Source organism: Curtobacterium sp. MCPF17_021 (genome assembly GCF_003234605.2).
GTDB lineage: Bacteria > Actinomycetota > Actinomycetes > Actinomycetales > Microbacteriaceae > Curtobacterium > Curtobacterium flaccumfaciens.
Genome location: NZ_CP126252.1, coordinates 989,167 through 1,013,625 on the forward strand (window position 1 = coordinate 989,167; position 24,459 = coordinate 1,013,625).

Annotated in this window: 16 protein-coding genes and 1 tRNA gene; 11 read left to right on the top strand and 6 right to left on the bottom strand. The window is 72.0% G+C overall.

Annotated elements, in window-relative coordinates; genetic code table 11:
* The first annotated feature begins 124 nt into the window (after positions 1–124).
* Entirely contained in the window at positions 125–838 is a 714-nt protein-coding gene (locus DEJ29_RS04820) for a ferritin-like fold-containing protein (RefSeq protein WP_239001467.1), read from the top strand.
* Positions 839–911: 73 nt separating this feature from the next.
* Here the strand turns inward: DEJ29_RS04820 and DEJ29_RS04825 are convergent, their stop codons facing one another.
* A complete protein-coding gene (locus DEJ29_RS04825; RefSeq protein WP_027464580.1) occupies positions 912–1,208 on the bottom strand; it encodes a hypothetical protein in 297 nt (98 codons plus the stop codon).
* 4 nt (positions 1,209–1,212) lie between these two features.
* Positions 1,213–1,437, bottom strand: coding sequence for a DUF3107 domain-containing protein (locus tag DEJ29_RS04830; RefSeq protein WP_031259670.1), 225 nt, complete (start codon positions 1,435–1,437; stop codon positions 1,213–1,215).
* 127 nt (positions 1,438–1,564) lie between these two features.
* Here DEJ29_RS04830 and DEJ29_RS04835 point away from each other — a divergent pair, with 127 nt between their 5' ends.
* Both DEJ29_RS04835 and DEJ29_RS04840 read left to right on the top strand, forming a co-directional pair.
* Complete coding sequence (locus tag DEJ29_RS04835) at positions 1,565–4,720, top strand: UrvD/REP family ATP-dependent DNA helicase (RefSeq protein WP_181438163.1); 3,156 nt, start codon at positions 1,565–1,567, stop codon at positions 4,718–4,720.
* A complete protein-coding gene (locus DEJ29_RS04840; RefSeq protein ID WP_258375923.1) occupies positions 4,717–8,025 on the top strand; it encodes an ATP-dependent helicase in 3,309 nt (1,102 codons plus the stop codon). Before DEJ29_RS04835 ends, DEJ29_RS04840 begins: the two co-directional genes overlap by 4 nt.
* Before the next feature lie 220 nt (positions 8,026–8,245).
* Here the strand turns inward: DEJ29_RS04840 and DEJ29_RS04845 are convergent, their stop codons facing one another.
* Positions 8,246–9,244 carry a phosphotransferase gene (locus DEJ29_RS04845; protein ID WP_110864457.1) on the bottom strand — a complete coding sequence of 333 codons (999 nt, stop codon included), beginning with the start codon at positions 9,242–9,244 and terminating at the stop codon, positions 8,246–8,248.
* 116 nt (positions 9,245–9,360) lie between these two features.
* Between DEJ29_RS04845 and nudC the strand changes: the two genes are divergently transcribed.
* Positions 9,361–10,296, top strand: a complete 936-nt coding sequence (gene nudC, locus DEJ29_RS04850) for an NAD(+) diphosphatase (protein ID WP_111094759.1) — start codon at positions 9,361–9,363, stop codon at positions 10,294–10,296.
* Positions 10,293–12,059, top strand: coding sequence for an ATP-dependent helicase (locus DEJ29_RS04855; protein ID WP_181438164.1), 1,767 nt, complete (start codon positions 10,293–10,295; stop codon positions 12,057–12,059). Before nudC ends, DEJ29_RS04855 begins: the two co-directional genes overlap by 4 nt.
* On the opposite strand, the gene DEJ29_RS04860 is transcribed toward DEJ29_RS04855, so the two are convergent.
* Together DEJ29_RS04860 and DEJ29_RS04865 are read right to left on the bottom strand one after the other, a co-directional pair.
* Positions 11,950–12,807 carry a TOMM precursor leader peptide-binding protein gene (locus tag DEJ29_RS04860; protein WP_111094760.1) on the bottom strand — a complete coding sequence of 286 codons (858 nt, stop codon included), beginning with the start codon at positions 12,805–12,807 and terminating at the stop codon, positions 11,950–11,952. The genes DEJ29_RS04855 and DEJ29_RS04860 overlap by 110 nt on opposite strands.
* A gap of 60 nt (positions 12,808–12,867) precedes the next feature.
* Positions 12,868–14,286 carry a zinc-dependent metalloprotease gene (locus tag DEJ29_RS04865; RefSeq protein ID WP_110864460.1) on the bottom strand — a complete coding sequence of 473 codons (1,419 nt, stop codon included), beginning with the start codon at positions 14,284–14,286 and terminating at the stop codon, positions 12,868–12,870.
* 152 nt (positions 14,287–14,438) lie between these two features.
* Between DEJ29_RS04865 and DEJ29_RS04870 the strand changes: the two genes are divergently transcribed.
* The 4 genes from DEJ29_RS04870 (at position 14,439) to DEJ29_RS04885 (ending at position 19,861) form a co-directional block, all read left to right on the top strand.
* Positions 14,439–15,548: a YlbL family protein gene (locus DEJ29_RS04870; protein WP_111022636.1), complete on the top strand. Its 1,110-nt coding sequence runs from the start codon at positions 14,439–14,441 to the stop codon at positions 15,546–15,548.
* A 165-nt stretch (positions 15,549–15,713) separates the two neighbouring features.
* Positions 15,714–18,728 (top strand): UPF0182 family membrane protein, encoded by a 3,015-nt coding sequence (locus DEJ29_RS04875; RefSeq protein WP_181438165.1) that lies wholly within the window; start codon positions 15,714–15,716, stop codon positions 18,726–18,728.
* Positions 18,729–18,791: 63 nt separating this feature from the next.
* A tRNA-Met gene (locus DEJ29_RS04880) sits at positions 18,792–18,868 on the top strand.
* A gap of 153 nt (positions 18,869–19,021) precedes the next feature.
* Positions 19,022–19,861 carry a carbon-nitrogen hydrolase family protein gene (locus DEJ29_RS04885; RefSeq protein ID WP_111094761.1) on the top strand — a complete coding sequence of 280 codons (840 nt, stop codon included), beginning with the start codon at positions 19,022–19,024 and terminating at the stop codon, positions 19,859–19,861.
* A gap of 32 nt (positions 19,862–19,893) precedes the next feature.
* Here DEJ29_RS04885 and DEJ29_RS04890 read toward each other — a convergent pair whose 3' ends face one another.
* On the bottom strand, positions 19,894–21,102 hold the full coding sequence (locus tag DEJ29_RS04890; RefSeq protein ID WP_111094762.1) for an aminotransferase class I/II-fold pyridoxal phosphate-dependent enzyme: 1,209 nt from the start codon (positions 21,100–21,102) through the stop codon (positions 19,894–19,896).
* A gap of 191 nt (positions 21,103–21,293) precedes the next feature.
* On the opposite strand from DEJ29_RS04890, the gene DEJ29_RS04895 reads away from it, so the two are divergent.
* Both DEJ29_RS04895 and DEJ29_RS04900 read left to right on the top strand, forming a co-directional pair.
* Positions 21,294–23,231 carry a S1C family serine protease gene (locus tag DEJ29_RS04895; RefSeq protein WP_258375924.1) on the top strand — a complete coding sequence of 646 codons (1,938 nt, stop codon included), beginning with the start codon at positions 21,294–21,296 and terminating at the stop codon, positions 23,229–23,231.
* A gap of 183 nt (positions 23,232–23,414) precedes the next feature.
* A complete protein-coding gene (locus DEJ29_RS04900; protein ID WP_071405450.1) occupies positions 23,415–24,458 on the top strand; it encodes a glycosyltransferase family 2 protein in 1,044 nt (347 codons plus the stop codon).
* Position 24,459: the final 1 nt, after the last annotated feature.

Here is a 24,459-nt window from a genome sequence, read left to right on the forward strand (position 1 = left end):
GTCTACCGACGGGCGCGTGGTCCGGGGCGCTCCGGGGTGCGTCGGGGCGTCGGGGCGCGCGCCCGGCGGGTGCCGCTGGGCGTCGGGCGGGTGACCGGCGGGTGCCCTCTATGCTGGTCGGGTGGTGTCGTGGTGGAACCGGAAGCGCGCGGCGCAGCTCGCTGCCGCATGGCTCGCGTCGCGGAACCCGCGCGGAGCCGCTCAGGTCAAGCGCCTCGCGCTCGACGACGTCACCCCGGAGCTCGACGTCTACCTCGGGCAGGCCGCGTACCTGCAGCTCTCCGTCTACGAGACGATGGGACGAGCCGGTGCTTCGGCCCCGACGCTCTCCGGCCGTCTGGTCACCGGGGTCCTCGCGACCACGGCGCTCGAGCGGCACCGCACGATCGTGGCCGAGATCGAGCGCAGCGGTGGCGACCCGGCGGCGCTGATGGCCCCGCACCGCGAGGCGATCGACCTGTTCCTCGAACGGACGAGCGGCGCCGACTGGTACGAGTCGATGCTGACCGGCTACGTGACGGCCGGCATCCTGAACGATCTGTTCGGCAACCTTCTCCGCTCGCTGCCGCTCGACGTGCGGCAGCGGCTGCGGTCGGTGTTCGACGCGCGCGAGGAAGCGGCGGTCGTCGAGGAGCTGACGGCTCACATCGAGGACGACCCGCAGATCGGTTCGCGTCTGGCGATGTGGGGACGACGTCTGGTGGGCGACACCCTGCTCGTCGCACGGTCGGCGCTGGCGTCGCACGCCCGAGAGGACCAGGAGCGGCTCGAGCCGGTCTGGACCGAGCTCATCGCCGCGCACACCCGACGGATGGACGCGCTCGGCCTGACGGCCTGAGCGGTCGAGCGTCGGGCGCCGAGCGTCTGAGTTGCTCGAGCGTCAGGCGCCGCGCGTCTGAGTTGCTCGAGCGTCAGGCGCCGCGGGTCTTGAGCTGCTCGTAGTACTCGGCGTCGCGCTTGTCGCGCTGCGTGCCGAGGAGCCACTCGACGACGAGGACGACCACGCCGGACCCCACGAGGGCCACGACCCAGATCCAGGTGCCGTCGTACCGCCACCCGGCCCAGGTCAGCGCTTCCCAGAGCACTGCTGCGGCGATGCCGCCGACCGCTGGGCCGACGAGAACGCCACGGTTCGACCGCCACGGCAGGATCACGTGCGCGACCGCACCGATGATGACGCCGCCGAGGACGGCGAAGAGCAGTTCCACGTCGTCAGGCGACGAAGCCGATGCGCCGTGCCTCTTCCGCGCCGACCTCGACGTACGCCAGGGCCGAGACGGGGACGATGAAGCGACGGCCCTTGTCGTCCTGGAGCGACAGGTGCGTCGACTTGGCGGTGAGCGCCTCGGACACGGCCTTCTCGACCTCGTCCGCTGTCTGGGCGGTCTCGAAGGCGATCTCGCGGGGGCTGTTGATGATGCCGATCTTGATGTCCACGAGCACAGCGTATCCGAGCGGTCCCGTGCGGCATCGGGCGTTCGCCGCGGGCGCACTCGACGGCGTGACGACCGGTGCCCCGCGCGTCCGCAGCGGTGCTGTCGGCGGTCCTGGGTACCGTACGAGCGTGCCGCAGACCTTGCTGATGCCCGCTCCCGAGGACACCGGGTTCGCGCGCGCACTGGTCGATGACCCCTCGCAGGCCGCGGTGCTCGCGTTGCCGGACGGGCGTCACGCCGCGGTGATCGGTGCGCCGGGCAGCGGCAAGACGACCACGCTCGCACGGCTCGTCGCAGACCGGCTGACCCGTCCCGACGCGATCACCCCCGACGGCCACGCGACGGTGCTCGCCCTGACCTCGGCGCGGACGGCCGCGACGGCGCTGCGTGACCGGCTCGCTCGGGCGGTCGACCGGGTCGTGCCGGGTGCCCTCGCACGCACCGTGAACTCGCTGGCGTTCCAGATCGTCACCCACGCGGCGTCGGTGCAGGGGCAGGAACCCCCGACGCTGCTGACCGGCGGGGAGCAGGACCGGATCATCGCCGACCTGCTCGCCGGGCACGAACTCGACGGAGCTGGTCCGACCTGGCCCGACCCCATCACCGCCGTCGTCCGGGAGCGAGCGGGGTTCCGAACCGCCCTGCGCGACGTCATGATGCGTGCGGTGGCGGCCGGCGTCGAGCCCGACGACATGCGGGAACTCGGCGACGAGCTCGGACGGCCCGAGTGGCGGGCCGTCGGGGACTTCGTGGACGACTACCGGGCATCGGTCACCGCGTTCCGGCCGACCGGGCTCGACTCCGGCGAACTCGTGGCGTACGCCACCGCCGCGGTGCTGCGGCACGAGCTCCCCGCGAGCATCGCCGCCCTGCGCCTGGTCGTGGTCGACGACACGCAGGAACTGGTGGAGGGTGAGATCGCGCTGCTCGGGGCACTCGCGCGCTCCGGCGTGCAGGTCGTGGCCTTCGGCGACCCGGACATCGCCGCCTCGGCGTTCCGCGGCGCCGAACCGGACGTGCTCGGTCGGCTGGCCGTGCGCCTCGGGGTGGACCGCGTCGACGAGCTGTTCCTCGGCGCGGTGCACCGGCACCCCGCGCCGATCCGTGCCCTGGTCACCGGCGTCACGGGTCGCATCGGCACCGCGGCGGCCGGTCGGCAGCGCAGCGCGTCGGCGGGCGACCAGGATGCGCGGCCCGACGCCGTCGTGCACCTCGAGGCCGCCAGCCGGTCCGCGCTCGTCGTGGCGATCGCCCGTCGACTCCGCGAACACCGCCTGCTCGACGGCGTGCCATGGCACCGGATGGCCGTGGTCACCCGGAGCGGTGCTGCCATCCCCGAACTCGTCCGGGCACTCTCCGTGGCCGAGGTCCCGGCGACCGCCGGTGCCGCGCCCGTCCGCCCGCGCGACGACTCCGCGGCGCGGGCGCTGCTCGACGCGGCTGCGGTGGCGCTCGACGTCTTGCCGCTCGACGCCGCCCTGGCCACCGCGTTCGCCACCGGGCCCCTCGGGGGCCTCGACACCCTGGCGATGCGTCGGCTCCGGCTCGCCCTGCGGCGCGAGGAACTCGCGGGCGACGGCAGCCGCACCGCCGACGAACTGCTGGTCGATGCCCTGGGCGCACCGGAGCGCCTGGTGACGGTGGACGCCGGGTTCGCGCGCCGGGCGACCCGGCTGGCCCGGAGCCTGGTGCAGGCGCGTGCCGACGCCCAGGCAGGATCGAGCATCGAGGAGATCCTCTGGGGCCTCTGGGAACGCAGCGGTCTTGCAAAGTCGTGGGGCGCCCAGTCCGCCGCCGGTGGGGTCGGCGCCGGGGAAGCCGACCGGCACCTGGACGCCGTCGTCGGCCTGTTCACCGCCGCCAAGCGCTTCGTCGAGCGCACGCCGGACGCCCCCGCGCGGGTCTTCGTCGACGACCTGCTCGGCGCCGACCTACCGGAGGACTCGATCGGCCCCGACCGGACCGCCGGCCGGGTGCGGGTCCTGACGCCGTCGGCGACGATCGGGCTCGAGTGCGACGTGGTCGTGGTGCTCGGTCTGCAGGACGGCGTCTGGCCCAACACCCGGGTGCGCGGCAGTCTGCTCGACCCGGACGGACTGGTCCGCGCTGCCGCCGGGGTCGAGCGTTCGCCCATCGACGACCGTGCCGCCGTGGTCGCCGACGAACTCCGGCTGTTCGCCCGGGCCGTCTCGCGCGCTACCACCCAGGTCATCATCGGCACGGTCGCGAACGACGACGAGTCGCCGTCACCCTTCGTCCGGCTCGTCCCGGTGCCGCCGGACCGTCAGCCGACCGTCCACCCACTGTCCCTGCGTGGGCTGGCCGGGTCGCTGCGCCGCCGGGTGGTGGGCTCGGGGGACCACGAGGCCGCGTCCGCCCTGGCACGCCTGGCCGAGGCCGAGGTCCCCGGGGCGGCTCCGGACGAGTGGTACGGGCTCGCCGAACCGACGACGGACGACCCCCTGGTCGACCTCGACGCCGAGCCCGCGCCCGAGGTCGAGGGCGGCGAGCCCGTCACTCCGGCCGTGTCGGTGTCGCCGTCGCGCATCGGCACCTTCGAGGAGTGCCCCGTGCACTGGTTCGCGCAGACCTTCGGCGGCGGTGCCCCGAGCCCGGCGATGGGCATCGGCACGATCGTGCACGAAGCGATGGAGCACGCCACCGAGATCGACGTCGAGTCGCTGTGGGAGCGGGTCGAGGCGCGGTGGGACGAGCTCACGTTCGAGTCGCCCTGGGTCGCCGACCGCGAACGTGCCCGGACCCGGCGGATGATCGAGGGGCTGAGCGACTACCTCCGCACCTTCGCCAGCGCCGGCCGTCGACTGCTCGGCGCCGAGACCTCGTTCGCGCTCGTGACCGGGCCCGCCCGGATCCGGGGGAGCATCGACCGCATCGAGGTCGACCCCGAGGGGCGGGTGAGCGTCGTCGACCTGAAGACCGGCCGTTCGATGCCCAGCGAGAAGAACGACATGCCGGAACACCCGCAGCTCGGGGCCTACCAACTCGCGGTCGAGGACGGCACGGTCGAGGGCGTGCCGGCGGGGTCTCCGATGACCGACGCCCGGCTGGTCTTCGTCCAGAACCCCCGCGGCGGACAGGCGTACTCCGAGCGGACCCAGCACGCGTTCGACGCCGAGGCGCGCGAGGCCTACCGCGAGCGGTTGCACGGGGTGGCGCGGGGCATGGCCGGACGCACGTTCGTGGCGAACGTGGACGACCACTGCGAGAAGGCCCGGACCGGGGTCGAGTGCCGGATCCACGTGGTGGCGGAGGTGACCTGGTGAGCGACACGGCGGACACGACCGACACGGCGGGCACGACCGACACGGGTGACGCGACCGGCACGGCTGCTGCTGCTGCTGCGGACGGCACGGTTGCCGCTGCACCGCCCGTCATCCGGCACGGCGCCGACGCCATCGCCGACGCCCTCGGCCGCCCTCGTCCCACCGCCCAACAGCGCGCCGTCATCGAGTCACCGCTCGTGCCGGCGCTGGTCGTCGCCGGTGCCGGCAGCGGGAAGACCGAGACGATGGCCTCGCGCGTCGTCTGGCTGCTGGCCAACGGACTCGTCCGCCCCGACGAGGTCCTCGGCCTGACCTTCACCCGCAAGGCCGCCGGCGAGCTCTCCGTCCGCATCAACGACCGCATCCGTGCGCTCGAGGACGTGGGCTTGATCACCCCCGGGGACGCCTTCGAGGCACCCACGGTCTCGACGTACAACGCCTTCGCCAACGCGGTCTTCCGCGAGAACGCCCTGCTCGTCGGGCGTGACGGCGAGTCCCAGGTGCTGACCGAACCGTCGGCCTGGCAGCTCGCCCGTCGGGTCGTGGTGGCCGCCCGCGACGACCGGCTCGCCGGACTCGACCGCGACGTCGACACCCTGACCGCAGCCGTGGTCGCGCTCGCCGGTGCCACCTCGGAACACCTCGTCGAGCCAGAGGACCTGCGCCGGTTCGCGATCGAGTTCTCGGAGCTGCTCGAACTCCCCGGCAACCGCGGCAAGCCGTACAAGGCGATCACGGACGCGGTCGCCGCGATCGGCGCCCTCGAACCCCTGGCCGACCTGGTCGCCGAGTTCCGACGACAGAAGGTCGACCGCGGGTTCGTGGAGTTCTCCGACCAGATCGCCCTCGCGCTCGCCGCGGCCGAGTCGGCCCCTCGTGTCGTCTCGGACCTGCGGAGCCGGTACGGGGTGGTGCTCCTCGACGAGTACCAGGACACCTCGGTCGTGCAGACCCGGTTCCTCGCGCGGCTGTTCCGCGGGCACTCGGTGATGGCGGTCGGCGACCCGCACCAGTCGATCTACGGGTTCCGTGGTGCGAGCGCCGCGAACCTCGCCCGGTTCCCGCACGACTTCGGCGGCGACGAACCCGGCGTGGCCGAACCCGTCACCTTCGCGCTGTCGACCAGCTGGCGGAACCCGGTGGACGTGCTCGCGGGGGCGAACGCGATCGTGTCGCCGCTGTCCGAGGCGTCCGAGGTCGACGTCGAACGGCTCTCGCCCCGGCCGGGTGCGGACGCCGGCACCGTGCGGGTGGTGTTCCCCGAGACCCTGCCGGAAGAGGCCGACGAGGTCGCGGCGTGGTTCCAGGACCACCGCAGGCAGAACCCGGCGGGCTCGATGGCGCTGCTGCTGCGGGCTCGGAAGGACCTCGCGGCGTTCACGGCGGCGCTCGGTGCCCGTGGGGTGCCGTACCACGTGCTCGGCACGGGCGGACTGCTCCAGCGTCCGGAGATCGTCGACCTGGTGGCGTGCCTGCGCGTCCTGCACGACCCGGCGGCCGGCAACGACCTGATCCGGCTGCTCGCGGGTGCACGGTGGCGGGTCGGGGCGGCGGACATCGTCGCCCTGCACCAGCTCGCCCGGTGGCTGTTCCAGCGCGACCACACCCAGCAGCGCCTCGACGACGACCTGACCGCGGCCTTCCGTGCCTCGGTGGCTGCCGGGGAGCACGGGTCGATCGTCGACGCGCTCGACTTCGTCGCGACCGCACCCGACGAGCACGGCGCGCTCGAGGGAATCACCCCCGCGGGTCGCAGCCGGATGCGAGCGCTCGGCGGGCAGCTCGCGATGCTCCGCTCACGCGCGGGGAGCGACCTGGTCGACTTCGTGACGCTCGTCGTGCAGGAGATGCGACTCGACATCGAGGTCGCCGCGCACGAACAGGGCAGCGGCGCGTACCTCGACGCCTTCATCGACGAGCTCGCCGGTTTCGTGTCGACCGACGACCGCGCCGACCTCGGTTCGTTCCTCGGGTGGATCGACGCCGCAGCCCGGCGGGACGACATGGGCCCGCGGTCCGAGGAGCCCGAGGCCGGCACCGTGCAGATCCTGACGATCCACGGGTCGAAGGGGCTCGAGTGGGACGCCGTCGCAGTGCCCCGGATGGTCGAGGGCGGCCTGCCGGCGCGTCCGCAGGAGGGCTCGTCGGGTTGGCTCGGGTTCGGCCGACTGCCGTACGAGTTCCGTGGAGACGCCGCCGAGCTGCCGCGACTCGCATGGCGCGGGCAGGAGACCCAGAAGGACGTCACCACGGCGATCGACGCCTTCAAGGAACAGGTGAAGGCCCGCAACGAGGACGAGGAACGCCGGCTGACCTACGTCGCCCTGACCCGTGCCAAGCACGACCTGCTGGTGTCCGGCTCGTTCTGGGCCGGCGGGGTCCGACCCACCGAGCCGAGCCGCTACCTGCGCGACCTGGTGGACGCCGGCGTCATCGACGGTGCGGCGATCCCGGAGACGACGGTGCACGACGAGAACCCGATGGGGGAGAGCGGCGCGACCCAGACCTGGCCGCACGTGCCGTTCGGGGAGCGTGCGCCGCGGGTCCTGGCTGCCTCCGAGCGGGTGCGGAACGCGAACCCCGGTGCCGCGGGGCGCTTCGCCGCCGACATCGACCTGCTGCTCGCCGAACGGCACGCCACCCGGAACGCGAAGCACGCGGTCGCCGTCCCGCACCGGGTCCCGGCGTCGGGCTTCAAGGACTACCTGACCGAACCCGACTCCGTGGCCGAGCGGCTCCGCCGGCCGATGCCGGAGCGCCCGTACCGCGCCACCCGGCTCGGCACGCTGTTCCACCAGTGGGTGGAACAGCGGGCACGGAGCGGCGGCGCGCTCGAGACGCTCGACGTGTGGGACGGCGAGCTCGACCTCGATGCCGACGACCTCGCCGATTCGTCGCCGGACGCCGTGGTCACCGACGACGACGCCCGTCGACTCGCGGACTTCCAGGCGACGTTCGCGCGCTCACGGTGGGCCGGGCTGACTCCGATCGAGGTCGAGCGCGAGATCCACATCCCGTTCCTCGGGCACAGCGTCGTCTGCAAGCTCGACGCCGTGTACGAGATCGACGGGCGCGCCGAGGTAGTCGACTGGAAGACGGGCAAGGCGCCGTCGGGGGCGGACGACCTGGCCCGCCGCACCCTGCAGCTCGCGTTGTACCGCGTCGCCTACGCCGAGTTCACCGGGCGACCGCTCGACCAGGTCGACGCGGTGTTCTACTTCGTCGCCGACGACCTCGAGGTCCGTCCGACCGAGCTGCTCGACCGAGCCGGACTCGAGCGCGCGTGGTCCGAGGCCGTCGGCTGACGTCCTGCGGGCGCGCTGCGGCCGTGTCGCGCTCCGCCCGTGTCGCGCTCCGCCCGTGTCGCGCTCCGCCCGTGTCGCGCTCCGCCCTGGAGGCCCGGTGCCGGTCCGCCGGACCCGCGCCGGGCCTCCAGGCGGTCGCGTCCACGACTCCTGCCGCACCTTGTTGAGCAGAAATGGTCGGGTGCGCCGCAGCGACCCGACCATTCCTGCTCACGAAGCGTCAGCCGTGGCGGCGTTCGGTGGAGGACAACAGCTGCTCCACCTCGCCGATCTCCATCGTCTCGGGTGACACGGACTGCAGTGGTTCCGCACTCGGGGCGTGCACCGCGTCGACCAGGCGGTGCATCATCGCGACGGCGTCGTCGACGACCTCGGTGCTCTTCGCCTGGACGCCGTGCAGCAGCCAGTGCGCCGTCTCGAGTTCGTGGTGCACGCGTGCACGCTGTGCGAGCTGGCGGTCGCGTCCGCCGCCGTTCGCCTCGTAGGCGCTGAGGACGGTGTCGAAGGCATCGCGGCGGCCGGCGAGCACCCAGGCGAGGTCCTTCGCCGGGTCGCCGAGCCGCAGCTCGCCCCAGTCGAGGATCCCGGTCACCGCGTCGCCGTCGACGAGCAGGGCGCCGGTGCCGAGCGAACCGTGCACGACGGTCGGCGTGAACTGCCAGAGCTGCTGGTCGCGGGCGGCACCCTCCCAGCGTTCGACGAGCGCGGCGGGGACGAGCTTGGTCGCCACGGCGCGGTCCATCACCGAGACGGCGGACCGGAGCACCTCGAACGGCGTGAGCGACGGCAGGCCGGCGTCGGAGACGAAGCTCGTCGGCAGCTGGTGGATCGAGGCGAGGGCACGGCCGACGCTGGTGGCGAGGTCGGGGCGCTCGACGAGCGACGCGAGGGTCGGGTGAGCTCCGGCCAGCCGCGTCGTGACGATGGCGCGCGTCGACCCGATCGGCGCCTGGCCGCGGTACTCGGCGACGCCGAACGGCAGGCGTGTGCGGATGCCGGCGCTCAGCGCGCGGATGGCGACGAGGTCGGCCGACTGCCGCGCCTCGGCGCGCTGGTTCCGGGGGCGGCGGATGACGATCTCGGTGCCGTCGGCGTCTCGGAGGAGCGCCGACTCGTAGTCGCCGGCCGCGGCCGAGCCGAGCGTGCGCGTGCCCGTGACGAGGAGACCTGGAACGGCCGTCGTCGCCAACGCGGCTAGAGTGAACTGGGATCCCGCCATGCCCCTCAGGGTAGGCGCGTGTTGCGTGCACGGCTGCACGCCACGCTGTTCGGCGGCCCGCACACCCACCGCACGTCTCCTGCACGTCCGCACCCGATCCGAGGAGCTCTCCCGCCGTGACCGTCGAGTTCGCCGCCCGGCTCCCGCTGTCCCGCAACGAACTCGACCGCGACGCCGAGTTCCGCACGACCGACGACGTCGAGCGTGTCCTGCGCGAGGACGAGCGCACCCGGTACCTGCCGGTGCGTGGTGCCGAGATGCTCCGGAACGCCGACGGCACCCTGCGCTTCGTGACCGCGACGGAGATCCCGGTCGACATCGTGACTCTGTACCTCGGCCGTGCAGTGTCGGACGCCGTCGATGCCCCGGCGGGTACCCGCTTCGTCGCCGCCCTGATCGACAGCGCGACGGCGACCGCGATCGAACCCGACGACGACGCCTGGCAGAGCCTCCGGATGTTCGGCACCGAGCTCTCGCCGCGCGACCAGGGCCTGGCGGTCGAAGCCGTCGCGATGGCGAACTGGCACGCCGTGCACGGCTTCTCGCCGCGCACCGGCTCACCCACTGCCGTTGTGAGCGGCGGATGGGTCCGCCGCGACCCCGAGGGACACGACCTCTTCCCGCGTACGGACGCGGCGATCATCGTCGGGGTCGTCGACGCCGACGACCGGATCCTGCTCGGTTCCAACGCCGCGTGGGACGCCGACCGGTACTCGCTGCTGGCCGGGTTCGTCGAGCCGGGGGAGTCGCTCGAGGACGCCGTCCGCCGCGAGGTCTGGGAAGAGTCCGGCGTCCGTGTCGAGGAGCCCGAGTACCTCGGCTCGCAGCCGTGGCCGTTCCCCGCGTCGCTGATGGTGGGCTTCCGCGCCCGCGCAGCCGGCGGTGACCCGACGACCGCCCGCCCCGACGGCGTGGAGATCCTGGACGTCCGGTGGTTCTCGCGCGACGAGATCCGCGAGCGCGCCGGCGACACCCTGCTGCTGCCGGGACGCACCTCGATCGCCCGCGCCATCATCGAGGAGTGGTACGGCGGGCCGCTGGACCTGCCGTGAGCGTCACCGGTCCGCGCGGTGCACCGGGTGCCGGGGCAGTCGAACCCCGGCCGCCCTCGCCCGACGAACTGCTCGCCGCGCTCGACGCCGAGCAGCGGACGGTCGCCCGCACCCTGCTCGGTCCGGTCGCGGTGCTCGCCGGCGCCGGGACGGGAAAGACCCGCGCGATCACGCACCGGATCGCCTACGGCGTCGCCACCGGGACCTACGCGCCGAACCACGTCCTCGCGCTGACGTTCACGACCCGTGCCGCCGGCGAACTGCGGTCGCGCCTGCGCGCGCTCGGGGCCGGGACGGTCCAGGCGCGCACCTTCCACGCCGCCGCGATGGCGCAGCTCAGCTACTTCTGGCCGGACACCGTCGGCGGGCACGCCCCCAAGATCGTCGAGTCCAAGGGGCGGATGATCGCCCACGCCGCGGACACGGTCGGCATGAACGTCGACACCCCGGTGCTCCGCGACCTGGCCGCCGAGGTCGAGTGGCGCAAGGTGCAGATGCTCTCGCTCGACGAGTACGAGGCCGCCGCCGCCGACCGGGTGATGCCGCGCGACACCACGCCGCGCCGGGTCATCGACCTGATGAAGGCGTACGAGCGACTGAAGGACGACCGGCGGCAGTTGGACTTCGAGGACGTCCTGCTGGCGACCCTCGGCATGGTCGAGTCCGAGCCCCGCGTGGCGTCGTACGTGCGGCAGCAGTACCGGTTCTTCGTCGTCGACGAGTACCAGGACGTCTCGCCCGTGCAGCACGACCTGCTGCGGGCCTGGCTGGGCGGCCGTGACGACCTGTGCGTCGTCGGCGACGCCAGTCAGACCATCTACTCGTTCGCCGGCGCCTCGAGCGACTACCTGCTCGGGTTCGGGTCGGAGTTCCCGCGCGGGTCGGTCTTGCGCCTCGAGCGGAACTACCGCTCCACCCGCGAGGTCGTGTCCGCGGCCAACACGCTGATGCGCGGCCAGCCCGGCGCGCTCGACCTGGTGGCCCAGAGCCAGGAACCGGGCCCGGAACCGGTGGTGCTGGCCTGCGTCCACGACGGTGACGAGGCACAGACCATCGCCCGGCGCATCGCCGAGCTCGTCGGGGCCGGAGCGTCCTACGGGGACTGCGCCGTGCTCTTCCGCGTCGGAGCGCAGTCCGCTGCGCTCGAGTCCGCGCTCGGCCGGAACGGCATCCCCTACCGCGTGCAGGGCGGGACCCGGTTCTTCAACCGCCCGGAGGTCAAGCTCGCCGTCCACCACATGCGCGGCGAGGCGATCCGGCAGACCGACGACGAGTTGACCCGACGGGTCCGGCTGGTGCTGCAGGTCAGCGGCTGGACGGAGACGCCGCCGGAGGGCACCGGCGCAGTCCGTGAGCAGTGGGAAGCGCTGCAGGCGATCATGGGCCTGGCCGAGGACGCCCCCGCCGGCACGACGATGCAGCAGTTCACCCAGGACCTGGTGGACCGTGCGGCGACGCACCACGAGCCCGAGGTCGATGCTGTCACGCTCGCGACGCTGCACTCGTCGAAGGGTCTGGAGTGGCCGCACGTGGTCATCGCCGGCGCCGCCGAGGGGCTCCTGCCGATCTCGCACGCGTCGACCGACACCGAGGTGGACGAGGAACGACGCCTGTTCTACGTCGGGCTGACGCGCGCCCGCCGTTCGGTCACGATCACGTGGTCGCAACAGGGCTCCACGCGTGGGGGAGCCCGGGCTCCGAGTCGGTTCCTGGCAGCGCTCGGCACGCGCACCGCGGATGGGGCCGGACCGGCGAACGGCTGACCGACAGGTCGTCGCGCTCGAAGACGAGCTGGTCGGGCTCGGCTCGTTGCGTCCGGAGCGGGAGCCGTTCCAGCAGCATCCGCGTCGTGGCGGCGGCCACCGCCGCCGCCCGCCACGGTGACAGCGGTGCCGGGTGCCGCCCCCACACCTGAGCGGCGATGGCCGGCCAGGCCGGGTCGTCGTCGACGCGTGCGTACTCAGCACACTGGAGGCACGGCCCGGCTCCCGGCACGACGAACGGACCGAGACGGACGCGTCCGTCGCCGACGACGACCGCCAGGTGCGGCACGCCCCGGCGGGTCCACGCGGCGCGGAGCGCCGGGTCGACGACGTGGTCGGCCACCACCACGGCGAGGCGCGGTTCGGGCTCGGGCAGTACGATCGGGCCCCCGGCGGGCGCGGTGGTGCGGCTGACCGTCACGCCCTCGCCGGACAGGAACGTCGCCACGGTGTCGGCGAGGACACCGGCGCCGTGCACCTCGATGCGTTCGAGCGGCTCGGGCAGGACCTCGACCACCGCGGGCGACGCGGCACCGAGCACACCGGCAGCACGTTCCGGCGAGCACCCCGACGCGGCCGCCAGGCCTGCCAGCACGTCGTGGCCGGTCTCGCGTCGCAGACCGTTGAGGAACCGTTCTTCCCCCGTGGTGGGCACCGCGACGACGGCGCGTGGAGGATCGACCCCGAGCTGGACCGTGGCGGGGTCACGCCAGACGAACTCGAGCGTCGGATCGATGCGGATGCCCATGACCCCACGGTGCCGGAGTACGCGGCACGCGTGGGGTCACCAGGGGGATCTGTGGAGAACTCAGCGGGGCTGATCGCCCGTGTCGTTCCCGGGCTCGTCGCCCGCTCCACCCTCGGGGTCGTCGGCCACGCGGCCGGACTCGTCCTCGTGCGGACGCGCACCGGTCGAGTCGTTCAGCAGGTCCTCGAGGGCCTTGTCGAACGCGTCGTCCTCGTCGGTCTGGGACGGGTTCCGCAGCCGTGCGACGAGGGCGTCGGGTGCGTCGACGTCGTCCGAGGTCGGCACCAGGTCGAAGTGCGACCAGAGGGCGTCACGCTCTTCGGCGCCGAGCTCGTCGGTCACCCGCTGCCACATCGCGGCGGCTTCACGTAGACGACGCGGACGCAGCTCGAGGCCGACGAGTGTCGCGAACGCCGACTCGGCCGGGCCGCCGGCCGCACGGCGACGGCGCACCATCTCGGCGATCGCTCCGGCCTTGGGGAGACGGACGGTGGCCGCGGCGGTGACCGTGTCCACCCAGCCCTCGACCAGGGCGAGCATCGTCTCGAGCCGGGCGAGGGCGGCGTCCTGCTCGGCGGTCCGCGGCGGGATGAGGGCACCCGAGGCGAGTGCGTCGCGCAGCTGCTCCTGGTTGGTCGGGTCGATGTCGGCCGCGAGTTCCTCGACGCGGTCGAAGGGGATGTGGATGCCCCGCGCGTAGTCCGTGATGGACGAGATGATGTGCAGCCGGAGCCACCGTGCCGACCGGAAGAGCCGGGCGTGGGCGAGTTCGCGGACCGCGAGGTAGATGCGGACCTCGTCCTCGGAGACGTCGAGGCCCTCGGCGAACTCGGCGACGTTCTGGGGCAGGAGCGCTGCGACCTGCTCGTCGAGGAGCGGCACGCCGACGTCACCGCCGGAGACGACCTCCTTCGACAGCTGCCCGACGACCTGGCCGAGCTGGATCGCGAACAGTGCCCCGCCGATACCGCGCATCGCCTTCGAGACGTCTCCGAGCATCGCCTTGAGCTGCTCGGGAGCACGCTGGTCGATCGCCTCGGTCAGGGCATCGGCGATGCTGAAGGCCACCGGCTCGGCGATCTGCGTCCACACCGGGACGGTCGCCTTGGCCCACTGCTCACGCGTGTAGAGGCTCGGGGTCGCGGTCAGCTCGGCGACCGTCGTGACCTCGTCGAGCCACAGTGCAGCGACCTGGAAGGCCTGGTCTGCCGCCTGCGAGGTGGCCGGGTCGACGGGGTGGCCGCCGTCCCGAGCGATCGCGGTGGCGCGTTCGGCGGTGGCCGAGAAGTCGATGCCGTCACCGCCGGACTGCGCGGCACGCTGGAGCTGGCTCATCAGGTTCGCCACGGAGGCCGGGTCGTTCGGCAGACCGGCGGCACCGGCGAGCTGCGACGGGTCGATCTGCCCCTCGCCCGAGAGCAGCTTGCGCAGCATCTCCTGGAAGTCGTCGTCCGGCCCCGGCTGTGGTTCATCAGGCATGCCGACTACGCTAATCGCTGCTCACGGGGCCGCACCTGGGATGCCCCCGTGGGAACGCCCGAAGCGCTGCGCCCAGGGCGAACAGCCCCGTCGCGAGACGTGTGCGACCACCCTGCCGCCAGGCGCGGGTGCCCACCTCGGAAGGACTCCGCGTGACCCTCTTCGCCCCCGCGCCCCGTCGTCGCTCGCGTGCCCGGACCGTCGGGTGGGCCTTCCTGATCGGCGCGGTCGTGCTGGGACTGCTGGCGAGCCTGCTGCCGAGCCCGTACCTCATCGAGGTCCCCGGGCCGGTCTACAACACCATCGGCACGCAGGAGCAGGGGACGGGCAAGGACGCGAAGGACGTCAAGCTCATCCAGGTGTCCGGCCACGAGACGTACCCGACGGCCGGCGCCCTCGACATGCTCACCGTCGGCATCCAGGGCGACGCCACGAACCGCCCGTCGTGGACCAGCGTGATCCGCGCGATCTTCACCAGGTCGCAGGCGGTGATCCCGGTCGAGGCGATCTACCCGAGCGGCACCACGACCGAGCAGGTGAACGAGCGGGACTCCGCCGACATGCAGGCGTCGCAGCAGTCGGCCGTTGCCGCCGCGCTCATCCAGCAGGGGAACGACCTGCCCACCGAACTCGAGGTCAGCGCCGTGCAGGAGGGCTCAGCGGCCGACGGCGCGATCGAGAAGGGCGACGTCATCACGGCGTTCGACGGCAAGTCGCTCACGACCAACGCCGACGCGGTGAGCCTGCGTGAAGCCGTCGCGCAGCACGGCACCTCGAGCCCCGCGACCGTCACCGTCGAACGGGACGGCGCGACGAAGGACGTCCGGGTGACGCCGCGCAGCGAGCAGGGCACGGCGCTGCTCGGGGTCGGCGTCACCGAGCGCTACGAGTTCCCCTTCAAGGTGTCGATCCGCCTGCAGGACGTCGGCGGTCCGTCCGCCGGCATGATGTTCGCGCTCGGGATCATCGACGAGATCACGCCGGGCAAGCTCAACGGCGGCAAGCACGTCGCGGGCACCGGCACGATCACGGCAGACGGCGAGGTCGGGCCCATCGGCGGGATCCGGCAGAAGCTCTACGGCGCCGCGGACGCGGGCGCCACGGTGTTCCTCGCCCCCGCGGACAACTGCGACGAGGTCGTCGGGCACGTGCCGGACGGGCTCGACGTCTACAGCGTCTCCACGCTCGACCAGGCCGTCACCGACCTGCAGACGATCGCCGACGGCGGGAGCACCGCGAAGCTCGCCCGCTGCGGGTCCTGACCCGGTCCTGAGTCCCCGTACAGGTTCACGCTCGGTCCGGTCCCATAGGATCAGTGTCACTGACGGCCCGCCGCGAGCCGGGCCCGCCGGTCCGACACGTCTGGAGCACATCAAGTGACGACAACCTCGTCCACCTCGGGGCGGCGTTCGCCGCGGGTCCCCATCGTGGTCACGATCATCGTGCTGGCCGCACTGGTGATCGCCTTCTTCATCTTCGCCAGCCTGTACACCGACTACGCGTGGTTCGCGCAGCTCGGGTTCCAGCAGGTCCTCACCACCCGGTGGATCGCCGGGACCCTGATGTTCCTGGCGGGCTTCCTCGGCATGGCGGCCCCGGTCTTCGTGAGCATCGCGCTCGCGTTCCGGTTCCGGCCGGTCTACGCGAAGCTCAACTCGCAGCTCGACCGCTACCAGCAGGTCATCGAGCCGCTGCGGCGCGCCGTGATGATCGGCATCCCCGTGGTCCTCGGCATCTTCGCGGGGCTCTCGACCGCGGGTCGCTGGAGCATGGTCCTCGAGTACTTCAACCGCACGCCGTTCGGCAAGACCGACCCGCAGTTCGGACTGGACATCGGGTTCTACGTGTTCGAGCTGCCGTTCTGGCGCTCGATCGTGGCCTACTCGTCGGCCGTCGTCCTCATCGCCGGCCTCGCCGCGCTCGCTGCGAGCTACCTCTACGGCGCGCTCCGCTTCGGTGGTCGCGAGGTCCGGATCTCCCGTGCTGCGCGAATCCAGCTGGCGGTCACGGCTGCGCTCTACATCGCGCTGCAGGCCGTCAGCCTCTGGCTCGACCAGTACGCGGCGCTGACGAAGTCGAACTCGCTCATCACCGGTGCCCAGTACACCGACGTCAACGCAGTGATCCCGGGCCGCGAGATCATGGCGGGCATCGCGGCGATCGTCGCGCTGCTCTTCATCGTCACGGCGGTCATCGGCCGCTGGCGCATCTCGATCGTCGGGACGGGCCTGCTGCTCGTCGCCGCGATCGTCGTCGGCGGCATCTACCCGTGGGTCGTCCAGCGTCTGCAGGTGAAGCCGTCGGAGCGCACCTTCGAGTCCGCCTACATCGAGCGGAACATCAAGGCCACGCGAGACGCCTACGGTGTCGCCGGTGTCGAGGAACAGAACTACGACGCCACGACCGAGACGAGCTCGGGTGCGCTCGCGAAGGACGCGCAGACCACGGCCAACATCCGTCTCATCGACCCGAAGATCGTCTCCGACACGTTCAGCCAGCTGCAGCAGTACCGGCAGTACTACCAGTTCCCGAAGGAGCTGGACGTCGACCGCTACGACGTCAAGGGCGAGACCGAGGACACCGTCATCGCGGTCCGCGACATCGACCTCGCCGGGCTCAGCTCGGCCGCGAACACGCAGTACAACCGGGCGTTCGTCTACACCCACGGCTACGGCGTCACCGCGGCCTACGGCAACCAGCGCGCGAGCGACGGCAAGCCGGTGTTCCTCGAGTCCGGGATCCCGTCGAACGGTGCACTGGGCGACTTCCAGCAGCGCGTGTACTTCGGTGAGACCTCGCCGCCTTACTCAATCGTGGGTGCGCCGAAGGGCACGAAGGACGTGGAGCTCGACTACCCGTCCGGTTCCGACGACGACAACGGCGGCAACGCGACCACCACCTACGCCGGCGACGGCGGTCCGAGCCTCGGCAACTTCTTCAACCGGCTCGTCTACGCCGCGAAGTTCCAGTCGGAGCAGATCCTGCTCTCGAACGCGGTGAACAAGGACTCGCAGATCCTCTACGACCGCGACCCGATCACCCGCGTGCAGAAGGCGGCGCCGTACCTGACCGTCGACAGCGACGCCTACCCGGCGATCGTCGACCACCGCATCCAGTGGGTGGTGGACGGATACACCACGAGCGACGCGTACCCGTACTCGCAGAGCCAGAGCCTGTCGGACAGCATCGCCGGCGCCGAGTCCTCGACGTACCGCACCGACCAGGTGAACTACATCCGGAACTCGGTGAAGGCCACCGTCGACGCCTACACGGGCAAGGTGACGCTGTACACGTGGGACACGAAGGACCCGGTCCTGAAGACGTGGCAGAAGATCTTCCCGACGTCGATGAAGCCGGTGTCGAGCATGAGCGCCGAACTCCTCGACCACGTGCGGTACCCGACGGACCTGTTCAAGGTGCAGCGCTCGATCCTCGGTACGTACCACGTGACCAACGCCAACTCGTTCTACTCGGGTGACGACGCGTGGAACACCCCGCAGGAACCGACCAGCACGGCGACGTCGGACAGTGACGCCGACACCGCGGCGACGTCGACGAACGCGCTCGGCGCGCAGACGACGACGACCGCCAACAGGGCGAACCTGCAGGACCCGTACTACCTGACGATGAAGGTGCCGGGGCAGGGGACGGCGTACTCGCTGTACACGACCTACATCCCGCAGCAGTCGGCCGGGGCGAACAACCGCAACGTGCTGACCGGCTACCTGGCGGTGAACTCCGACGCGGGTGGTGCCGGCAAGGGCGAGAAGGCGTCGGGCTACGGCAAACTCACGCTGTTGACGATGCCGAAGACCGACAACATCCCGGGCCCCGGGCAGGTGCAGAGCCTCTTCAACGGTGACTCGACCGTGTCGCAGGAGCTGAACATCCTGAAGCGGGGCAACTCGACCGTGAAGCAGGGCAACCTGCTCACGCTGCCGGTCGGCGGTGGGTTCCTCTACGTGCAGCCCGTCTACGTCCAGTCGACCTCGAGTGGTTCGTACCCGTTGCTGCAGAAGGTCCTCGTGGCCTTCGGCGACAAGATCGCGTTCGAGGACACCCTCGACGAAGCGCTGAACTCGCTGTTCGGCGGCGACTCCGGTGCGGCGGCCGGCGACTCCGGCGCAAGCGGCAGCGACAGCGGTTCCGGTTCCGGTTCCGGTTCCGACAGTGGATCCGGTTCCGACACGGGGTCCGGTTCCGACACGGGGTCCGGTTCCGACACGGGTTCCTCGGGCTCCGGCTCGACCGGCTCGACCGGTTCGACGGGTTCCGGCTCGACCGACAACGACGCTCTGCAAGAAGCCCTGGCCGACGCCAAGGCAGCCCTGCAGGACCGCCAGGAGGCCTACGCCGACAACGACCTGGTGGCCGCGGCGGAAGCCGATCAGCGCCTCCAGGACGCGATCGAGGCCGCCACGGCAGCCGAGAACGGCAACTGACACACCGTGGCGGGGCACTCGATTTGTGTCCCGCCACGGCCCCGTGTAGGCTTCTAAACGTGCCGCGGGGTGGAGCAGTTCGGTAGCTCGCTGGGCTCATAACCCAGAGGTCGTAGGTTCAAATCCTGCCCCCGCAACCAAGCGTCACACGAAGGCCCCGGTCCAACAGGACCGGGGCCTTCTTCGTGTCCCCGACGCGAGACGCCCGGCGCAGGACGCCCGGCGCAGGACGCCCGGCGCAGGACCCCCCGCCGCAGGCCCGCCCGCCGCAGACCCCCGGGTACGCTCACCCCATGGCCACCCTCACGATCGCGGCGGCGCAGTTCGCCCCCGTGGACGACCCCGTCGCCAACCTCGACACCGTGCGCACCGCCGCCGTCGACGCGGCGGCCCGTGGCGCCGATCTCCTCATCACGCCGGAGTACACCTCGTACTTCGCCGCCGACATCGACGATCGGTTCGTGGCGGCCGCGCAGCCCCTGGACGGTCCGTTCGTCTCCGGCCTGCGTGAAATCGCCCGCGAGACGGGCATCGCCCTGATCGTCGGGGTCGCCGAGTCGGCGGACACGCCGGAGCGCTTCAGGAACACCCTGGTCGCGGTGCTCCCGTCGGGCGACCTGGCGGCGACGTACCGGAAGGTCCACCTCTACGACGCCTTCGGCTCGCGGGAGTCGGACCGCATCGAGTCCGGCGACCCGCAGCAGCTGCCGGTCTTCGTGCTCGGCGGAGTCCGCGTCGGGCTCGAGACCTGCTACGACCTGCGATTCCCCGAGGTCACGCGACGGCTCGCCGCTCCCGAGACCGGCGCGGCCGACGTCGTCGTCCTCCCGGCGGAGTGGGTGCGCGGCCCCGGCAAGGAGCACCACTGGCACACGCTCCTCACCGCCCGCGCGATCGAGAACACCGTCTGGGTCGTCGGGGTCGGGCAGACGCCGCCGATCGGGATCGGCGGCTCGGTCGTCCTCGACCCGTCGGGCGTCGCGGTCGCCTCGGCCGGCGCCTCGCCGACCACGCTCACCGCCACGATCGACACCACCGTCACCGACGCCGTCCGACGGGTGAACCCGTCGCTGTCGCTGCGGCGCTACGTCGTCGCACCGCGCACCCTGCCTGGAGGCCCGGGGCAGCCCTGACGCGTCGGTCGCGTCCCTGACGCGGTCGCGTCTCAGGCGCGGGGGCGCGCTCCGAGGGTCGCCAGGCGTGCGGCGGCGTCCTCCAGGACACTCCGGCGCTTGCAGAACGCGAAGCGCACCAGGGACCGGTAGCCGGAGACCCGGTCCGGGCGGACGAACGCCGAGACCGGCACGCCCGCGACACCGGCCAACGCGGGCAGTTCGAGGCAGAACGCACGGGCGTCGTCGTACCCGAGCGGTGCGGCGTCGGCGAGCACGAAGTACCCGCCGTCGGGTCGCATCACGTCGAAGCCCGCCGCCGTCAGTCCGTCGGCGAGCAGTTCGTGCTTCGCGCGCAGGTCGGCGGCGATGCCGGTGAAGACCGCGTCGGGCAGACGGAGTCCCACGGCGACAGCCGGTTGGAAGGGCGCGCCGTTCACGAAGGTCAGGTACTGCTTCACCGTCGTGATCGCGTCGACGAGTGCCGGGGGAGCGGTGAGCCAGCCGACCTTCCACCCGGTCGTGTTGAAGGTCTTGCCGGCGCTCGAGACCGACACCGTCCGCTCGGCAGCGCCGGGCAGGGTCGCGATGGGCGTGTGCGGGACGTCGAACGTCAGGTGTTCGTAGACCTCGTCCGTGATGATCACCGCGTCGCGCTCGGTGGCCAGGTCGACGATCGTCTGCAGCACCTCGGTGGGCAGGACCCGGCCGGTCGGGTTGTGCGGGGTGTTCACGAGCACGGCGCGGGTGCGGTCGGTGAAGGCCGCGCGGAGCGTGCGCTCGTCGGGCAGGAAGTCGGGCGCGGTGAGCGGGACCGTGACGTGCACCCCGCCGGCCAGCCGGATGAGCGCGCCGTAGGCGTCGTAGAACGGCTCGAAGGTGATCACCTCGTCACCGGGTTCGACCAGCGCGAGGATCGTGGCGGCCAGCCCCTCGGTGGCGCCGGCGGTGACGAGGACCTCGCGGTCGGGGTCCACCTCGAGCCCGTACCACCGCTGCTGGTGCTCGGCGATCGCCGACCGCAGGTCAGGGGTGCCCCGGCCCGGCGGGTACTGGTTCACGCCGTCGCGGATCGCCTGCACCGCGGCCTCGAGCACCTCGGCCGGCCCGTCCTCGTCGGGGAAGCCCTGCCCCAGGTTGACCGCGCCGGTGCTGGCGGCGAGGGCGCTCATCTCGGCGAACACCGTCGGTGCGGGGACCCCGTCCGGTCCCAGCAGCATCGCTCCGTCGGCGGCTCGCAGCCACGGTCCTGCCTGGCGCATGTGGTTCCCTCCCGTGCGGGCGACGACGTGTCGCGCTGAACGGACCCCAACCTAGCTGTCCGTCCCGCGGCGGACCGGGCCACCGTGTACAGCGCACGCATAAGATCGCCAGGGGTGGCTCGCAGCCTCGCCAGAAGGACCGCTCAGGTGCTTGCGACAGACTGCACGAGCTTGAAAGGAGCACGTCCAGCATGACCGACACCACGCCCAGCGGGCAGGGCGACGACCGCCGTCCGGACGATGCGGCTCCGCCTGCCGCCAGTGAGGACGCCGCAGCAGCGGCCACGAGAGGGAACACGTCGATGCCGAACGACTCCGACCAGCCGGACGAGACCCCTCGCCCGAACCAGAACCAGAACCAGAACCAGAACGACGAGACGACCCCGGACCACACGGACGTGATCCCGTCGTCGACGGACCACCCGACCGACCGCTACACCGCGCCGTACCCCGCCGTCTCCGGCGACTCCTCGGGGGCGCAGCAGGGCGGCTACGGCCAGCAGACGTCGCCGTACGGCCAGCAGTCGCAGCAGAGCCAGAACCCGTACGGACAGCAGTCGCAGTACGGGCAGCAGACGCCGCAGCCCCAGAACCCCTACGGCCAGCAGCCCCAGAACCCCTACGGGCAGCAGCCCCAGAACCCCTACGGGCAGCAGAGCCAGTACGGCCAGCAGCCCCAGAACCCGTACGGCCAGCAGTCCCAGTACGGCCAGTCGGGCGGCGAACGCCCCCGCTACGGCGAGTACGCCCAGCCGACGTCCTCGACCGCTCCGAGCTCGTCCTCCGAGTACGCGAACGCGTCCGCGCAGGCCCCCCAGTCGGCCACGAGCGCGTTCGGTGACGTCGACGGCGCGAACCAGCGCAACGGTCACTACTTCAGCGACGACGCCTCGGGCGCCGCGGCGACCACGACGACCAAGGACCGCTCGGGCCGCAGCAAGCTGCTCCTGCCGGTCATCGCCGCGGTCATCGCCGGTGGTCTGGTCGGCGGCGGTGCCGGTTGGGCCGTCTCCTCGGGCAACGACGGTGGCAGCGTGGTGTCCTCCGGTTCGTCGCAGGGCGGCAACCTGACCGTCAACGACTACGACTCCGCCACCGTGGTCACGGCCGTCGCGGCACAGGCGACCCCGTCCGTCGTCACCATCAACGTGTCCGCGAGCAACGAGGCCGGCACCGGTTCCGGCGTGGTGATGAGCAAGGACGGCTACATCGTCACGAACACCCACGTGGTCACCCTCGACGGCGACAGCTCGAACGGCCGGATCACCGTCACGACCTCGAACGGCAAGATCTACGCGGGCAAGCTGATCGGTACCGACCCGACGGTCGACCTCGCGGTCATCAAGATCGATGCGACGGACCTCAAGCCCATGGAGTTCGCGGACTCGTCCAAGCTCAACGTCGGCGACACCGCGGTCGCGATCGGCGCGCCCCTGGGCCTGTCGAACACCGTCACCGACGGCATCGTCTCGACGCTGAACCGCAGCATCCAGGTCACCTCGAGCGCCCCCAGCGAGGGCGGCGACTCGAACGAGGGCGGCAACGGCGGCTCGGGTCCCTTCGACTTCTGGGGCAACGGGGACAACGGCAGCAGCTCGTCCGCGAACACCACCGTCTCGCTCCCGGTCATCCAGACCGACGCATCGATCAACCCGGGCAACTCCGGCGGTGCGCTGCTCGACTCGAAGGGCCGGCTGATCGGCATCAACGTGGCCATCGCCTCGGCTGGCAGCTCGTCGTCGTCGGAGTCGGCCGCCGGCAGCATCGGCGTCGGCTTCTCGATCCCGGCCAACCTGGTCAAGCGGGTCGCGAACGAGATCAAGGACAACGGCTCGGCGACCCACGGTCTCCTCGGCGCAACGGTCGGCGACGCCACCGAGGACGCCAGCGCCACCCAGGTCGGCGCCCTCATCAAGTCGGTGTCCAACGGTGGTGCCGCGGCGAAGGCCGGTCTGCAGAAGGGCGACGTCGTCACGAAGATCGGTTCGGCGTCGGTCTCCGACGCCACCGACCTGACCGCGCAGGTGCGCTTCTTCGCGGGCGGCGCCTCGACGACGATCAGCTACGTCCGCGACGGCCAGACCCGCCAGGCCGACGTGAAGCTGGGAACGTTCGACAGCAAGGGCTGACGCCACCACACGACGGACAGGAGGCCCGGGGCACGACGTGCGCCGGGCCTCCAGTCCGTCACGGGGCGCGTCCCGTGACGGACGCAGGTGGGCGGTTCGGCCTCTTGATAGGCTCATGGTCGCTCTGCGGGGCGGCACCGCCCCGGTGCGTCCCGTGCCGCCAGCCAGCACCCCGAGGTACGCATGCAGTCAGACGGACAGCCCCTGCCGGGCGTCTCGTACGTGATGCCCGTGCTCAACGAGGTCACCGAGGTCCGGGCCGCCGTCGGCAGCCTGCTCGACCAGGACTACACGGGCCCGTTCGAGGTCATCCTCGCGCTCGGGCCGTCGATCGACGGCACGAACGAGCTCGTCGCCGAGATGAGCGCTGCCGACCCCCGGATCCGTGCGATCGACAACCCCGTCGGGTCGACGCCCGCCGGGCTGAACGTCGCGATCCGTGCGTCCGTGCACCCCGTCGTCATCCGGGTCGACGCGCACTCGGTCCTGCCGACCGACTACACGCGCATCGCGGTGCACACGCTCCTCGAGTCCGGCGCGGACAACGTCGGCGGCATCATGCGCGCCGAGGGCCGGACCCCCTTCGAGCGGGCCGTCGCCCTGGCCTACGGCAGCCGTGTCGGGCTCGGTGGCACGCCGCACCACGTCGGCGGCACCGCGGGCCCGGCCGAGACCGCTTACCTCGGCGTGTTCCGACGCGAGCGGCTGTTCGACGTCGGACTCTTCGACGAGGGCATCAAGCGCGGACAGGACTGGGAACTCAATCGGCGGCTGCGCCAGACCGGCGGGACCGTCTGGTTCACGCCCGAACTCGTCGTCACCTACCGCCCGCGGCCGAGCCTGAAGCGCCTGGTGCGGCAGTTCGTCGCCACCGGGCTGTGGCGCGGCGAGCTCGCCCGTCGGTTCCCGGCGAACAACGGCCTGCGCTACTTCGTGCCGCCGGCCATGGTGGCGGCGATGGCGCTGGGCATCGTCGCCGGGCTCGTCGGCATCGTCGGCGCCGTGCTCGGCACGCCGCTCGCCTGGGCGCTGCTCGGGTTCGTGGTGCCCGTCGTCTACCTGCTCTTCGTCGTCCTGGGGTCGATCGCCGTGGCGCGCCGCTCCGGGCTGCCGACGCTCCTCTGGCTGCTCGTCGTGCTGCCCTGCATCCACGTGGGCTGGGGGCTCGGGTTCATCATCGGGTTCCTGACCCGCACGTCCGAGCTGACCACCCACACGGGACGGTGAC